Origin of the sequence: Acidovorax sp. A1169 (assembly GCF_030704685.1) — a bacterium.
Taxonomy (GTDB): domain Bacteria; phylum Pseudomonadota; class Gammaproteobacteria; order Burkholderiales; family Burkholderiaceae_C; genus Acidovorax.
This window is the reverse complement of record NZ_JAUZDX010000018.1, coordinates 121,995-136,011: the sequence shown is the minus strand read 5'-3', so window position 1 is coordinate 136,011 and position 14,017 is coordinate 121,995. Positions and strand designations below refer to the sequence as shown.

Here is a 14,017-nt window from a genome sequence, read left to right as displayed (position 1 = left end):
ATCTGACCCGCGCCATGCTATTCAATACGAGGCGATCGCAGCGCCAGGCCCAGCCACCTCCCGAGGCGTTCGATGCCCAGCGCGAGAAGTCGGCCATTGCCGAAATGCTGCTCAAGAGCTCGGCCAAGCTGATCCTCGGGCGGGGCGAGCTGGAGATCATCCGCGGTATCTGCCAGGCCATCGTCGAGGTCACGCCCCGCATCCGCCTGGCCTGGACCTGGTTCGGCCCGTCCGATGCGCAATCCATCCGCCCCCAGGTGTTCGCCGGCCCGGCGGTCGCATATGCCGAGGCGCTGCACATCGAGCGCAACCTGCTCACGCAGATCGGCCCGGCCTTCTCCACCCTGGACGGCAAGCCTGCGCAGGCCTTCTCGGTGTCGCAGTATTCCCTGTACGGTCCTTGGCGCGAGGCCGCTCGCGAGCATGGCATCCGCCACGTGTTGGCCCTGCCGATCCGCTCCACCTTCAACGGCTACAGCGGCATGTTCGTGCTGTATGCAGACCGCGATGGCTACTTCGACGACCTGGGGGTAGGGCTCTTCTCGGGGCTCGCCGAGCTGTTCGGCTCGCTGATGACGGTGGCCGCCGAGCGTGTGGAGCTGGAACGCGCGGCCTACCATGATGCGCTCACCGGCCTGCTCAACCGGCACGCCCTGGACCTGATCGACCGGCGGCTGTACCGCACCTCGCTGTTCGAGCCGGCCTCGTCCATCCTGATGCTGGACCTGGACCATTTCAAGAGCATCAACGACCGTTTCGGCCACGATGCGGGCGACGCGGCGCTGCAGGCCGTGGCCCGGGTGCTGCGGGACGCCCTGCGCCGGGGCGACGAGATCATCCGCTGGGGCGGTGAGGAATTTCTGGTCTGCCTGCCCCAGACCCCGTTGGCCGACGCCCTCAAGGTCGCCGAGAAGCTGCGCCGCGGGGTGGAGGGGGTCACCGAGCCTGAGCCACTGAGCGTCTCCATCGGCGCCTGCGAGGTGCTGGCGATGCAGCACCTGGCGCAGGCCATCGCGCGCGCCGACCAGGCACTGTTCGACGCCAAATCGCAGGGGCGCAACCAGGTGTGCGTGGTGCAGTGAAACCCGCCAGGGCAACGGTTCAAAATTGATAGCTGCCAGCGCTTGGCAGGTAAGCGATAGAGTCGGTATTTGATAAATATTGCCGATGGATGCAGGGGGATTGCCTTCGAGGGGGCTCCCTGGCGCGGGAGCCGGCAGGCGGCGCGGTATCATCCCGCTCTGCATTTGCCAGTATTTTTCCGTCTGGCGCTTGTGCGCCCCCTTGCGCCACTCCCATTTTTGCCCGCCTCCTGACACGTGCGTCTCACCTCCATCAAGCTTTCCGGCTTCAAGTCCTTCGCTGAGCCCACCAACTTCATGCTGCCGGGGCAACTCGTGGGCGTGGTGGGTCCCAACGGCTGCGGCAAGTCCAACATCATGGATGCAGTGCGCTGGGTGCTGGGCGAGAGCAAGGCCAGCGAGCTGCGCGGCGAGTCCATGCAGGACGTGATCTTCAGCGGCACCACCACGCGCAAGCAGGCCAGCCGCGCCAGCGTGGAGCTGGTGTTCGACAACTCCGACCACCGCGCCGGTGGCCAGTGGGGCCAGTACGGCGAGGTGGCGGTGCGCCGCGTGCTCACGCGCGACGGCACCAGCAGCTACTACCTGAACAACCAGCCCGTGCGCCGCCGCGACGTGCAGGACGTGTTCCTGGGCACGGGCCTGGGGCCGCGCGCCTACGCCATCATCGGCCAGGGCACCATCAGCCGCATCATCGAGTCGCGCCCCGAAGAGCTGCGCCTGTTCCTCGAAGAGGCCGCCGGCGTCTCCAAGTACAAGGAGCGCCGCCGCGAGACGGAAAACCGCCTCTCGGACACGCGCGAGAACCTGACACGGGTGGAAGACATCCTGCGCGAACTCAACGCCAACCTCGAAAAGCTTGAAAAGCAGGCCGAGGTGGCTGCCAAATACAACGCGCTGAACTCCGACGCCACGCTCAAGCAGCACCAGCAGTGGTTCTTGAAGCGTGCCGATGCCGAGGCCGACCAGGCCAAGGTGCGCCTGGATGGTCTGCAGGCCGTGAACGACCTCGAATCGCGCATGGCCGACCTGCGCGCCGTCGAGTCCGACCTCGAGACCATCCGCCAGGCGCACTATGCTGCGGGCGACCACGTCAACCAAGCCCAGGGCAAGCTCTACGAGGCCACGGCCGAAGTGGGGCGCCTGGAGGCCGAGATCCGCTACGTGGTGGAGGGCCGCCTGCGCGTGGAGCAGCGCCTGGTGACGCTGGCCGAGCAGATCGCCCAGTGGTCCGCGCGCAAGGAAGAGGCCGACATCGAGCTCGAAAACCTCGCCGGTGCCGGCGTGGACGCCGAGGAGCGCGCCGAACTGCTGGCTGCCCAGGTCGAAGAGCAGGCCATGCAGCTGCCCGACCTCGAAGACGCCCTGCGCCAGGCGCAAAGCCGCACCTCCGAGCAGCGCGCCAGCGTGGTCCAGGTGCAGCAGCAGATCGGCGTGCTGGCTGCCGAGCAGCGCAGCATCGACGAGCAGAGCCGCCAGTTCGATGGCCGCTACGAGCGCCTGCGCGCCGACCGCAATGCCCTGGCCGCGCCCGACGAGGCGCGCCTGGCCAACCTGCAGGAGCAACTGGACGAAGCCCAGGAACTGGCGGAGGCCACCGAGGCCCGACTGGCCGAGCTGCAGGAGGCCGTGCCGCAGCTGGACGACGACCGCCGCGCCCGCCAGCAGGCCGTGAACAGCGAAAGCGCGCGCCAGGCCGACCTCTCGGCCCGCATGGAGGCCCTCAAGGCCTTGCAGGAAAAGGTCAAGACCGATGGCAAGCTGCGCCCCTGGCTGGCCAAGCACGGGCTCGACAGCCTGCAAGGCCTGTGGAGCCGCATCCACATCGAACCGGGCTGGGAAAACGCACTCGAAGCCGCGCTGCGCGAGCGCCTGGCCGCACTCGAAGTAGGTCGCCTGGACATGGTGCGCGGCTTTCTGGGCTCGGGCGGCACCGATGCGCCCCCGGCGCGCCTGGCGTTCTACAGCATGCCTTCCGCCGGCACGCCCGAGGCGGCTTCGCCGCATGCGCGCCTGTCCGACCTGCTGCGCTTGAACGATGCCGGCCTGCGCGCCGTGCTGGTCGACTGGCTGCAGGGCTGCTATACCGCCCCCACGCTCGATGAAGCGCTGAACCGCCGCAGCGCGCTGCAGCCGGGCGAGGTGGTGTTCGTGCCCTCGGGCCATGCCGTCAGCGCCCACAGCGTGAGCTTCTACGCGCAGGACTCCGAGCAGTCGGGCATGCTGGCCCGCGCCCAGGAGATCGAGCACCTGGAGAAGGAACTGCGCGCCCAGGCCCTGATCGCCGAAGAGTCGCGCACCGCCCTGGTTCGCGCCGAAAGCGCCTATGCCGACGCCTCGCAGCGCCTGGTGGGTGCCCGCCGCGAGGCCACCGAGGCCCAGAGCCGGGCCCACGAGCTGCAGGTGGAGACCCTGCGGCTGACCCAGCTGGCCGAGCAGACGCGCGCCCGCAGCGCACAGATCGGCGCCGACATCGCCGAGATCGAAGCGCAATTGGCTGACCTGCAGGAGCGCCGCGTGGCGGCCGAAGCCCGCTTCGAAGAGCTGGACATGCAGCTGGCCGACAGCCAGGAGCGCGAGGCGCAGCTGGGCGACCGCGTGATCGAGGCCGAGCGCAAGCTGGCCGCCTGCCGCGAGCAGCAGCGCACGCTGGAGCGCCAGGCGCAGGAGGCCACCTTCTCGCAGCGCAGCCTGGAGGCGCGCCGCGGCGAACTCAACCGCTCCATCGAGACGGCCAACCAGCAGGCCGCTTCGCTCACCGACGAGCAGCAGCGCGCCCGCGACGAGCTGGCCCGCCTGTCCGACGCGGCCGCCCAGGGCGGCCTGCAGGCCGCCCTGGACGTGAAGATGGAGCGCGAGAAGGCCCTGTCTGCCCAACGTGGCGAGTACGACGACCTGACTGCCAAGCTGCGCGCCAGCGACGAACGCCGCATGCAGCTTGAGCGCGCGCTCGACCCGCTGCGCGCGCGCATCACTGAATTCCAGCTCAAGGAGCAGGCCGCGCGCCTGGGCCTGGAGCAGTACACCACCTTGCTCGCCGATGCCCAGGCCGACCTGGAGGCCGTGGCCCAGTCGATCGCCGATGGCAACGTGCGCGTCTCTGGCCTGCAGGGCGAAATCGACCGCCTGCACCGCGAGATCGCGGCCCTGGGCGCGGTGAACCTGGCGGCGCTGGACGAACTCAAGCTGGCCAGCGAGCGCAAGATCTTCCTGGATGCGCAGACGGCCGACCTGACCGAGGCCATGAACACGCTGGAAGACGCGATCCGCAAGATCGACGGCGAAACGCGCCAGCTGCTCTCGGGCACCTTCGACACCGTCAACGGCCATTTCGGGCGCATGTTCCCCGAGCTGTTCGGTGGCGGCCAGGCCCGGCTCATCATCACCGGCGACGAAATCCTCGATTCCGGTGTGCAGGTGATGGCCCAGCCGCCGGGCAAGAAGAACCAGACCATCCACCTGCTATCGGGTGGCGAGAAGGCGCTCACGGCGATTGCGCTGGTGTTCGCCATCTTCCAGCTCAACCCCGCACCGTTCTGCCTGCTGGACGAAGTGGACGCGCCGCTGGACGACGCCAACACCGAGCGCTATGCCAAGCTGGTCTCCAGCATGAGCAAGAGCACGCAGTTCCTGTTCATCAGCCACAACAAGATCGCCATGGAAATGGCCGAGCAACTGATCGGCGTGACCATGCAGGAGCAGGGCGTCTCGCGCATCGTGGCAGTGGACATGGAGTCGGCCCTTTCGATGGCCGATGCATGACATGATGACCAAGACAAGCTTCCGCAGCCTTCCCGCCGGGCACGGACCGGACCGAGATCTATGAGCACATTGCAACTGAGTCTGGCCATCATCGGCGGCCTGGTGCTGGCCCTCATCGTGGCCTACAACGCCTGGACGTCGCACCGCAACGCCCCGCGGCGCGCCTCGCCCGAGGAGCCCGATCACAGCGCCGACCCGGCGCTGCGCCAGGAACCCGGCTTCGATGCCGGTGCCACCCAGCTCACGGCGGCGGAACTGGACAGCCTGGACCGCGGACCCCACCCCTCGGTGCACACGGTGGACGTGCTTGATGCGCTGCAGATGCCGGTGCCGCCGATGTCGCTGGAGCGCCGCCCGGGGCTGGATCCGCTGATCGACGTGATCGCCACCTTGCAGCCCGAGCTCATCGTCTCGGGCGATGCCGCGCTGGCCGCCATGCCGCCCACCCGCCGCGCGGGCAGCAAGCCCTTTGCCATCGAAGGCTACAACGAAGCCACCCAGCAGTGGGAGACGCCGTCGCCCGGCCAGCGCTACCAGAGCTTTCAGGCCGGCGTGCAGCTGGCCAACCGCATGGGCGCGCTCAACGAGATCGAATACTCCGAATTCGTGGTCAAGGCCCAGGCCTTTGCCGATGCGGTGAACGCCGCCCCCGATTTCCCCGACATGCTGCAGGAAGTGGCCCGCGCCCGCGAGCTCGATCAGTTCGCCAGCGACCACGATGCGCAACTGGCCTTCATGCTGCGCGCGCGCCAGGCCGCCTGGAGCCCCGGCTACATCCACCAGAACGCCGCGCGCCTGGGCTTCGTGTCCGGCGCCATGCCGGGCCGCCTGGTGCTGCCCACGGGCAGCCCGGGCCTGCCGCCGCTGCTCACCCTGGGTTATGACACGCAGGCGGCACTGGCCGATGACCCGGACCAGTCCGCCATCCGCGACGTGACCCTGAGCCTCGATGTGTCGCAGGTACACCGCAGCGAGCAGCCGTTCACGCGCCTGCGCGAAGTGGCCTCCGCGCTGTGCGAGGCCATGGACGGCGTGCTCTGCGACCAGAACGGCCACCCGCTGCCCGCCATGGCCATGGACCCGATCGCAGCCGACCTGGAGCTGCTGTACGACCAGCTCGACGGGCGCGAGCTGTCGGCCGGCTCGGTGCTGGCACGGCGCCTGTTTAGTTGAGAAGATGGTGTTGATATGGCTGAAAGCCTAGATCTTTTTGGAAATCCTGAGCCTTCTAAAGAAGAGTCAATCGCAGCGAAGCGCATAGAGGAATTAAGAATTCTGCTACAGAGGTATTCGGTTGGGTATTATTTTTCTGATTCGCCTAGTGTGTCGGATGCTGAGTATGACTTTTTGTTTAAAGAGTTACAAAATCTAGAGAATAAGTACCCGCAAGCGATATCTCCTGACTCCCCCACGCAGCGGGTGATTGGGTTGGTTCTAGACCGTCTTCCCAAAGTTATTCATCAAGTGCCAATGCTTAGCATTTACACTGAAACTAATAATGAAGCTGCTGGGGCTGAGGCTTTTGATTTGCGCGTGCGCCGAGAACTGGGTTTGTCTGATGATGATCCGGCTGTAGAATATGTCGCGGAGCCTAAATTTGACGGCTTGGCAATGAGTCTCCGCTATGAGCAGGGAAAACTTGTTCAAGCAGCGACTCGTGGTGATGGTGAAGTGGGTGAAGACGTAACGCATAATATTCGACGTATCCGTCAAATCCCGCTTATCCTGCCAGGAGATGTTCCTCCGCTGCTTGAAGTGCGTGGTGAGGTCTATATGCGTCATGCTGATTTTCACGCGCTAAATGAATATCAGCGTGAACATGGGGAGAAAGTTTTTGTTAATCCAAGAAATGCTGCAGCTGGAGCTGTGCGTCAGCTTGACTCAGATATATCGGCTCAAAGGCGGTTGAGCTTTTTTGCATATGGCTTGGGTGCTACGACTCCTGTTAACGACGGAGGAAAAGCATTTGCGACGCACTATGAAATGCTGCAGACGCTAAAGTCGTGGGGCTTTCCCGTAGCTATACAAGTTCGAATCGCAAAGGGTGCGGCTGAACTGGTAGCTTTTCACTTGGAGATGGGAGAGAAACGGGACCAACTACCATATGACATCGATGGCGTTGTCTATAAGGTCAATCGGCTTGATCTGCAGCGTAGCCTGGGTTTTAAAACCCGAGAGCCGCGTTGGGCGGTTGCACACAAATATCCCGCGCAAGAGATGCCTACAAAGGTAGAGGGTATTGATGTGCAGGTCGGACGGACAGGGAAATTGACTCCAGTTGCTCGTTTGACCCCCGTGTTTGTAGGTGGGGTTACTGTTACAAATGCCACTTTGCATAATGAAGATGAGGCACGGCGAAAAGATATTCGAGTTGCTGACATAGTCGTTGTTCGACGTGCTGGGGATGTTATTCCGGAAATTGTTGGGAGAATTGCTGGTTCGAAGCGGCCAATTCACTATGTGCGGTTGAAAAAGTTTCAATTGCGCAAGAAAAGTGAGCGTAAGAAGACGAGATTTATTTCGCTAAAAAATTCCCTCTCTCTGGGAGTGAAAAAAAAGAATAAATTTAAATCTCAGCAGCAAAGGAATTACACAGCGGTACTCGTCAGGGAAGTAAGGGGCGCTATTTTTAAAATGCCAAGTACATGCCCTGTGTGCGGCAGTGATGCGGTGCGTGAGGAAGGGGAGGCGGACTATCGTTGCTCTGGAGGAATCTATTGTAGTGCGCAGCGGAAAGAAGCTATTTTGCATTTTGCGGCTCGGCGAGCAATGGACATCGAAGGATTAGGGGAAAAAGTCGTGGAGCAGCTAGTCGATGGAAATTTGATACGGACGCTACCCGACCTGTACCGCCTAGATCTCGCAGCAGTTGCATCGCTTGATCGGATGGCTGAGAAGTCTGCGCTTAATTTGTTAGAAGCACTAAAAGCATCGAAAAAGACTAGCCTAGCAAAATTTCTTTTTAGTTTAGGAATCCGCCATGTAGGCGAGGCTACTGCAAAAGAGCTTGCGAAAAATTTCGGTACGCTAAATGCACTTATGGGCAGTACAGCGGATGAAGCGGCTAGCGTTGAGCGTCTTTTAGAGGTTAACGACGTTGGTCCAATCGTCGCTCAAAGTGTGCATACTTTTTTTCAGCAGCCACACAATCGCGAAGTAGTTCAGCAACTTCTCGATTTGGATATCACATGGCCTGAAGCCGCCGCGCGAGAAAAAGTCGCCCAGGTGCTGGCCGGCAAGACCATCGTGCTCACCGGCACCTTGCCCACCCTGAGCCGCGATGCCGCCAAGGACATGCTCGAAGCCGCCGGTGCCAAGGTCTCGGGCTCGGTGAGCAAGAAGACGAGCTACGTGGTGGCCGGCGAAGAGGCCGGCAGCAAGCTCGCCAAGGCCGAGGAACTGGGCGTGCCCGTGCTCGACGAGGCAGGCATGCTGGCGCTGCTGGCCGGCGGGCCCGCGGCGTGATGCCACCCCTTCTCACCAACCTGGGCACGCGCCTGGCCGGCGGCCTGCGTCGCGTGGCGGCCTATGCAAAGGGCTCTTCGCGCCGCAAATGGCTGCTGGCCATCCTGGCCCTGCCGGCGGTCCTGGTGCTCTACACCCTGGCGCTGATTCCGTTCACGCCGTCCATCAGCGACATCACCAAGGCCAAGACCGAGCGGCCCGCGCAGCTGATCTCGTCCGATGGCAAGGTGCTTTCCGAATACCGCTGGGCGAACCGCGAGTGGGTGGCCCTCAACCGCGTGGCCCCGCACGTGGTCAATGCCCTCATCGCCACCGAGGACCACCGCTTCTACGAGCACTGGGGCATGGACTGGCGGCGCACCGCCTCATCGGTGGTGCACACGCTGCGCGGGGATCCGCAGGGCGGCTCGACCATCACCCAGCAGCTGGCGCGCAACCTGTTCCCCGAGGAGATCGGGCGCTCGCGCACCTTGACGCGCAAGCTCAAGGAGGCGATCACCGCGATCAAGATCGAGATGTCGTACTCCAAGGACGAGATCCTGGAGACCTACCTCAACACCGTGCCGTTTTTGTACAACGCCTACGGCATCGAGATGGCGGCGCGCACCTACTTCGACAAGTCTGCCGACAAGCTCAACCTGCTGGAGAGCGCCACGCTGATCGGCATGCTCAAGGGCACGGCCTACTACAACCCGGTGATGAACCCCGAGCGCGCCCAGGCGCGGCGCAACACCGTGCTGGCGCAGATGGTCAAGCGCGACAAGCTCGACAAGGCCCAGTTCGACACCCTGCAAAAACGCCCCCTGCGCGTCGATTTCGAGCGCCAGAGCGAGGCCACGGGCCTGGCACCGCACTTTGCCCAGCAGCTGCGCAAGACCCTGATCGCTTGGGCCGATGCCAACGGCTACAGCCTGCATGCCGACGGCCTGCTGGTGCACACGACCATCGACTCGCGCCTGCAGGCCTTTGCCAACCAGGCCGTGGCGCGCCAGGGCAAGCAGCTGCAGGGCATTGCCGACACGGCCTGGGCCCAGCGCAGCGCGTGGAACCCGCAGTCCGACCTGGTGCAGGACTTCGTGCGCGACACGAGCGAATACCGCACGGCGGTGGAGCAGGGCGCCACGCCGGACGAGGCGCTCAAGACCCTGTCGGCTGATACCGGGTTCATGCGCACCCTGCGCCAGAACAAGACCCGCGTGCAGGCCGGCTTCATGGCCATGGACCCGGTCACCGGCCACGTGCTGGCCTGGGTCGGCAGCCGCGATTTCGGCCAGGACCCGTTCGACCACGTGCAGCAGGCTCGGCGCCAGCCGGGCTCCACCTTCAAGCCCTTCGTCTATGGTGCGGCCTTCGAGCAGGGCGCGTTGCCCACCGACACGCTGATGGACGAGGCCGTGGAAATCCCCCTGGGCGGCGGGCAGGTCTGGCGCCCCACCGACGGAGGCCCGCCGAGCGACGAACCCATGACGCTGGCCGATGGCCTGGCGCTGTCCAAGAACACCATCACCGCCCAGCTCATGCACAAGGTCGGCCCGGCCCACGTGGCCGAGCTGGCGCGCGCCATGGGCGTGCGCGAGAGCAAGCTCGAACTCGTGCCTTCGCTGGCCCTGGGCACCAGCCCGGTCACGCTGCGCGAGATGGTCTCGGCCTACGGCACCATCGCCAATGCCGGGCGCTATGTGTCGCCGGTGCTCATCACGCGCATCGAGGACCGCCATGGCAAGGTGCTGCAGACCTTCACCCCGCCCGCAGCCGAGAAGGTGCTGCCCGTGGGCGTGGCGCAGACGCTGCGCGCCACCATGCGCGGCGTGATTGACAAGGGCACGGGCCGCGCCATCCGCACGCGCTATGGCATACAGGGCGACGTGGCGGGCAAGACCGGCACCACGCAGGACAACACCGATGGCTGGTTCATCCTCATGCACCCGCGCGTGGTGGCCGGTGCCTGGGTGGGCTTCAACGACGGCCGCGTGACCCTGCGCAGCGACTACTGGGGGCAGGGCGCCCACAGCGCGCTGCCCATGGTGGGCGACTTCGTGCAGCAGTCCTTCCGCTCGCAGGTGCTGGACGGCAAGGACCGCTTCATCGACGAGCAAGACCCCAGCGCCGTGGGCAATGCCATGGCCGGTATGCGCAACTGGGTGATGGACCTGTTCGGCCGCGATGCGCCCGGTCAGCCCAGTCAGCCCGGTGGCTACCCGCCACCGCTGCCCCCAGGCACCCTGCCACCGGTGATCCGCGAGCCGGACCTGCAGCCCCTGCCCGATGCGTCGCCGCAGCGCGGACCTGCGCCGCCAGCCGAGCAGATGGTGCTGCCACCGCTGTCGCCTGCCATGCCCCCGCCGGTCGGCGTGCCGCCGCCCGCAGGGGGGCAGGTGCCCGGTGCCGAGGTGCCGCCCTGAGCGGGTCTATCGGGGCTTGGTGCCGGGCCAGAGGATGGCTTGCGCCACAATCACGCGCTCACCATTGAAGGTCGCGGCCGGTGAGCCATACAGCTCATAGCCCAGCGCCAGGGCCTCGCTCACGCGTCGGCAGAAGGCCGCGTCGTCGGGGCCGGTGAGCAGGCGGTACGTGGGCAGATTGTCGGGCGGGGCGCTGTGCATGGCAGACCTCTCAGGGGTCACTCGATATCGATGCAGTGCAGCCCAAAAGCGCCCGCCTTGCGGTCGGCGAAATAGCACTCCAGCGTTTCCTTGACCGTGCGAAAGGCGATCTCTTCCCACGGGATTTCGGCCTCGGTGAACAGGCGCGCCTCGATGGTCTCGTGGCCGAGGTCGAACACCTCGCTGAGCAGCGTGGCGCGGTAGAAGAAATGCACCTGGCCCACGCGGCGCACGTTGAGCAGGCTGAACAGCGGGCCCATTTCGATCTGCGCGCCGGCCTCCTCGTCGGTCTCGCGCGCGGCGCCTTGCGAAGTGGTCTCCTCCAGCTCCATGAAGCCTGCGGGCAGCGTCCACTTGCCCCAGCGCGGCTCGATGTTGCGCTTGCACAGCAGCACGCGGCCATCGGCCAGCACGGGCACCGTGCCCACCACATTGAGCGGGTTCTCGTAGTGCACCGTGTGGCACGCCGGGCATACGGCGCGCAGCTTGGTGTCGCCATCGTCGGGCAGGCGGTACACCACGGCGGTGCCACAGGCGCGGCAGTGTCGGATCGGGCTGCGGAAGGTCATGCGGGTAAAAGCGTGAGGCTGCCTGCCGTAACTGGCGCCTGCAGCTATGAAAATGATAGTGTAACGCCCACCAGGACGAGCCTGCAGCGGGCGATGGCGATGGGGATTACACCACCTTGAGCTTGATCCCCGTGAGGCCGTCCACACCGCCTTCGAGCGTGTCGCCGCGCACCACGGCGCCCACGCCTTCGGGCGTGCCCGTGTAGATCAGGTCGCCGGGCTGCAGCTCCCAGGCGGCCGACAGGTGCTCGATGGTCTCGGCGATGTTCCAGATCAGCTGGGCCACGGTGCTGCGCTGCTTGTCGGTGCCATTGACCTGCAGCCAGATGCCGGCCTTGGCCACGTCGCCGGCCTGGGCCGCAGGTGTGATCGGGCCGATGGGGGCGCTGGCATCGAAGCCCTTGCCGATGCACCAGGGGCGGCCCTGCTTCTTCATGTCGTTTTGCAGGTCGCGGCGCGTCATGTCCAGGCCGGTGGCGTAGCCGTAGATGTGCGAGAACGCATCGGCAGCCTTGATGTCCTTGCCGCCCTTGCCGATGGCCACCACCAGCTCGATCTCGTGGTGCAGGTTGGCGGTGAGGCTGGGGTAGGGCAACTCGCCGGTCTGGCCGGCATCGACGACGACGATGGCGTCGGCAGGCTTCATGAAGAAGAAGGGCGGCTCGCGGCCGGTGAAGCCCATTTCCTTGGCATGCTCTTCGTAGTTGCGGCCCACGCAGTAGATGCGGTGCACGGGAAAGCGCTCGCTGCTGCCCACCACGGGCACGCTGGCCACCGGCGCGGGGGAAAACACATAGCTCATGTCTGCCTTTCAAGGATATTGGGGAGTCTGCCGATGCACGTACGCCCCGTGGGCGATGCGGTGCAAGGCGAGCCTGTTGCCAGTGTGCCACGCCCGCGCCGCAGTTGCAGGGGGCGGGGCGCTACACTCGCGCCCATGGCAAAGAGCTTCGATTTCCACAACACGCCGGGCCACCTGGTGCGCCGTGCGCACCAACGGACCGTGGCGCTTTTCATGGAAGAGACGGCCGGGTTCGACGTGACCCCGGTGCAGTTCGCCATCCTGCACGAGCTGCTGGCCCAGCCGGGCGAGGACCAGGTGACCCTGGCTTCGCGCGTGGCCTTCGATGCCGCCACCTCGGGCTCTGTCATCGGCCGGCTCGAAAAACGCGGCTGGGTGCGCCGCGAGGCCGATACCCGCGACCGGCGCCGCAAGCTGCTGTGGATCACCCCCGAAGGCGAAACCGCCGCACTGCAGATGCGCGACGCCGCCCAGCGCGTGCAGGAGCGGCTGATGGGCCCGCTCAACGCGCAGGAGCGCGCAGACCTGATGATCCTGCTGACCAAGGTGGTCTACCAGCACCAGGACCCTGCAGGCACCTCCGGCGCCTGATTGCTCCCCATGGATGCTTCCCTGCCGGCCGACTGGCTGGTGCCCGACTGGCCTGCGCCGCCCGGCGTGCACGCGCTGTGCACCACTCGTAACGGTGGAGTCAGTGCCGACCCGTATGACCACCTGAACCTGGGCGCCCATGTCGGTGACGATGTGGTCGCTGTACAGGCCAACCGCCAGGTGCTGCAGTCCGTGCTGCAGGCCCGTACCGCCGGGGCACGCGCCGTCTTCCTGAACCAGGTGCATGGCACCGACGTGGCGCACATCGACGGCGCCACGCCCGATGCCATGGCGGCCGATGCCTGCCTGGCCACCGCGCCCGGCGCCGTCTGTACCATCATGGTGGCCGACTGCCTGCCGGTGCTGTTGGCCCATCGGGCGGGCAGCGTGGTGGCCGCCGCCCATGCCGGCTGGCGCGGCCTGGCGGGGGAGCAGGGGCAGGGCGTGCTCGAATCCACGGTGCAGCGCCTGGCCGGGGAGGGCGCGCCTGCGAACGAGGTCATTGCCTGGCTGGGGCCCTGCATCGGGCCCACGGCTTTCGAGGTGGGGGCCGAGGTGCGCGCCGCGTTCTGCGGCCACGATGCCGCCGCCGAGGCCTGTTTCGTGCTCCAGCCCGGGGGCAAGTTCCTCGCCGATCTGGCAGGCCTGGCCCGGCTGCGCCTGGCGGCCCTGGGGCTCAACGCGGTTTACGGCAACGATGGCACGGCACCCTGGTGCACGGTGCGCAATGCCTCACGGTTCTTTTCGCACCGGCGCGACACCGCCGTCCCGGGCGGCAGCGGGCGTTTCGCCGCCTGCATCTGGCGCGGCTGAGTCGGCCTGCGCGGCCCGCAGTGCAGCTTGCTCGGCATCCCAGGCAGCCTGCTCTGCCTGCTCGCGCTGCTTGATGGCCCGTTTGCGCGAGGGCGTGCCCATGATGTAGACCACGATCCCCATGGGCAGCAGCCCGTACAGCACGAAGGTGACGATGGCCCCGAGCACCGTGCCGGTGGTGTTGGTGGCTTCCGCCACGGCCATCATGAGGGTGACGTAGAGCCAGGCGATGACGATCAGGTACATTGTGTTGAAAACGTGTTTACGGGTTCTTGGCGCGATCAACGCGGTTGCAGGTTGCCAGCCCTCGCGGCGTGGGCAACAATGAAG

The 14,017-nt window shown here is 65.6% G+C and carries 11 protein-coding genes; 7 read left to right on the top strand and 4 right to left on the bottom strand.

Features of this window, described 5'->3' with window-relative positions; all coding sequences use genetic code 11:
• Window positions 1-14: 14 nt before the first annotated feature.
• From QYL93_RS24495 to QYL93_RS24475, 5 genes are all read left to right on the top strand, one after another.
• Window positions 15-1,082 carry a diguanylate cyclase gene (locus QYL93_RS24495; RefSeq protein WP_305746104.1) on the top strand — a complete coding sequence of 356 codons (1,068 nt, stop codon included), beginning with the start codon at window positions 15-17 and terminating at the stop codon, window positions 1,080-1,082.
• A 237-nt stretch (window positions 1,083-1,319) separates the two neighbouring features.
• Window positions 1,320-4,844 (top strand): chromosome segregation protein SMC, encoded by a 3,525-nt coding sequence (gene smc, locus QYL93_RS24490; protein WP_305746103.1) that lies wholly within the window; start codon window positions 1,320-1,322, stop codon window positions 4,842-4,844.
• 60 nt (window positions 4,845-4,904) lie between these two features.
• Window positions 4,905-6,017, top strand: coding sequence for a cell division protein FtsZ (locus QYL93_RS24485; RefSeq protein ID WP_305746102.1), 1,113 nt, complete (start codon window positions 4,905-4,907; stop codon window positions 6,015-6,017).
• Window positions 6,018-6,032: 15 nt separating this feature from the next.
• Window positions 6,033-8,309: an NAD-dependent DNA ligase LigA gene (gene ligA / locus QYL93_RS24480; protein WP_305746101.1), complete on the top strand. Its 2,277-nt coding sequence runs from the start codon at window positions 6,033-6,035 to the stop codon at window positions 8,307-8,309.
• Window positions 8,309-10,711 carry a penicillin-binding protein 1A gene (locus QYL93_RS24475; RefSeq protein ID WP_305746100.1) on the top strand — a complete coding sequence of 801 codons (2,403 nt, stop codon included), beginning with the start codon at window positions 8,309-8,311 and terminating at the stop codon, window positions 10,709-10,711. Before ligA ends, QYL93_RS24475 begins: the two co-directional genes overlap by 1 nt.
• 6 nt (window positions 10,712-10,717) lie before the next feature.
• Here QYL93_RS24475 and QYL93_RS24470 read toward each other — a convergent pair whose 3' ends face one another.
• From QYL93_RS24470 to QYL93_RS24460, 3 genes are all read right to left on the bottom strand, one after another.
• Window positions 10,718-10,912, bottom strand: coding sequence for a DUF1737 domain-containing protein (locus tag QYL93_RS24470; RefSeq protein ID WP_305746099.1), 195 nt, complete (start codon window positions 10,910-10,912; stop codon window positions 10,718-10,720).
• Between the two features lie 17 nt (window positions 10,913-10,929).
• A complete protein-coding gene (locus tag QYL93_RS24465) occupies window positions 10,930-11,481 on the bottom strand; it encodes an NUDIX hydrolase (protein WP_305746098.1) in 552 nt (183 codons plus the stop codon).
• Window positions 11,482-11,587: 106 nt separating this feature from the next.
• Window positions 11,588-12,283, bottom strand: coding sequence for a fumarylacetoacetate hydrolase family protein (locus tag QYL93_RS24460; protein WP_305746097.1), 696 nt, complete (start codon window positions 12,281-12,283; stop codon window positions 11,588-11,590).
• Window positions 12,284-12,418: 135 nt separating this feature from the next.
• Here QYL93_RS24460 and QYL93_RS24455 point away from each other — a divergent pair, with 135 nt between their 5' ends.
• Window positions 12,419-12,874 carry a MarR family winged helix-turn-helix transcriptional regulator gene (locus QYL93_RS24455; RefSeq protein ID WP_305746096.1) on the top strand — a complete coding sequence of 152 codons (456 nt, stop codon included), beginning with the start codon at window positions 12,419-12,421 and terminating at the stop codon, window positions 12,872-12,874.
• A gap of 9 nt (window positions 12,875-12,883) precedes the next feature.
• Window positions 12,884-13,687 (top strand): peptidoglycan editing factor PgeF, encoded by an 804-nt coding sequence (pgeF, locus tag QYL93_RS24450; RefSeq protein ID WP_305746095.1) that lies wholly within the window; start codon window positions 12,884-12,886, stop codon window positions 13,685-13,687.
• Here the strand turns inward: pgeF and QYL93_RS24445 are convergent.
• Window positions 13,607-13,933 (bottom strand): hypothetical protein, encoded by a 327-nt coding sequence (locus QYL93_RS24445; protein ID WP_305746094.1) that lies wholly within the window; start codon window positions 13,931-13,933, stop codon window positions 13,607-13,609. The genes pgeF and QYL93_RS24445 overlap by 81 nt on opposite strands.
• Between the last annotated feature and the right edge of the window lie 84 nt (window positions 13,934-14,017).

Coding starts and splice junctions, on each gene's coding strand:
- QYL93_RS24495 (WP_305746104.1), top strand. CDS start 15: ATGCTATTCAATACGAGGCGATCGCAGCGCCAGGCCCAGCCACCTCCC.
- QYL93_RS24485 (WP_305746102.1), top strand. CDS start 4,905: ATGAGCACATTGCAACTGAGTCTGGCCATCATCGGCGGCCTGGTGCTG.
- ligA (WP_305746101.1), top strand. CDS start 6,033: ATGGCTGAAAGCCTAGATCTTTTTGGAAATCCTGAGCCTTCTAAAGAA.
- QYL93_RS24475 (WP_305746100.1), top strand. CDS start 8,309: ATGCCACCCCTTCTCACCAACCTGGGCACGCGCCTGGCCGGCGGCCTG.
- QYL93_RS24470 (WP_305746099.1), bottom strand. CDS start 10,912: ATGCACAGCGCCCCGCCCGACAATCTGCCCACGTACCGCCTGCTCACC.
- QYL93_RS24465 (WP_305746098.1), bottom strand. CDS start 11,481: ATGACCTTCCGCAGCCCGATCCGACACTGCCGCGCCTGTGGCACCGCC.
- QYL93_RS24460 (WP_305746097.1), bottom strand. CDS start 12,283: ATGAGCTATGTGTTTTCCCCCGCGCCGGTGGCCAGCGTGCCCGTGGTG.
- QYL93_RS24455 (WP_305746096.1), top strand. CDS start 12,419: ATGGCAAAGAGCTTCGATTTCCACAACACGCCGGGCCACCTGGTGCGC.
- pgeF (WP_305746095.1), top strand. CDS start 12,884: ATGGATGCTTCCCTGCCGGCCGACTGGCTGGTGCCCGACTGGCCTGCG.
- QYL93_RS24445 (WP_305746094.1), bottom strand. CDS start 13,933: ATGTACCTGATCGTCATCGCCTGGCTCTACGTCACCCTCATGATGGCC.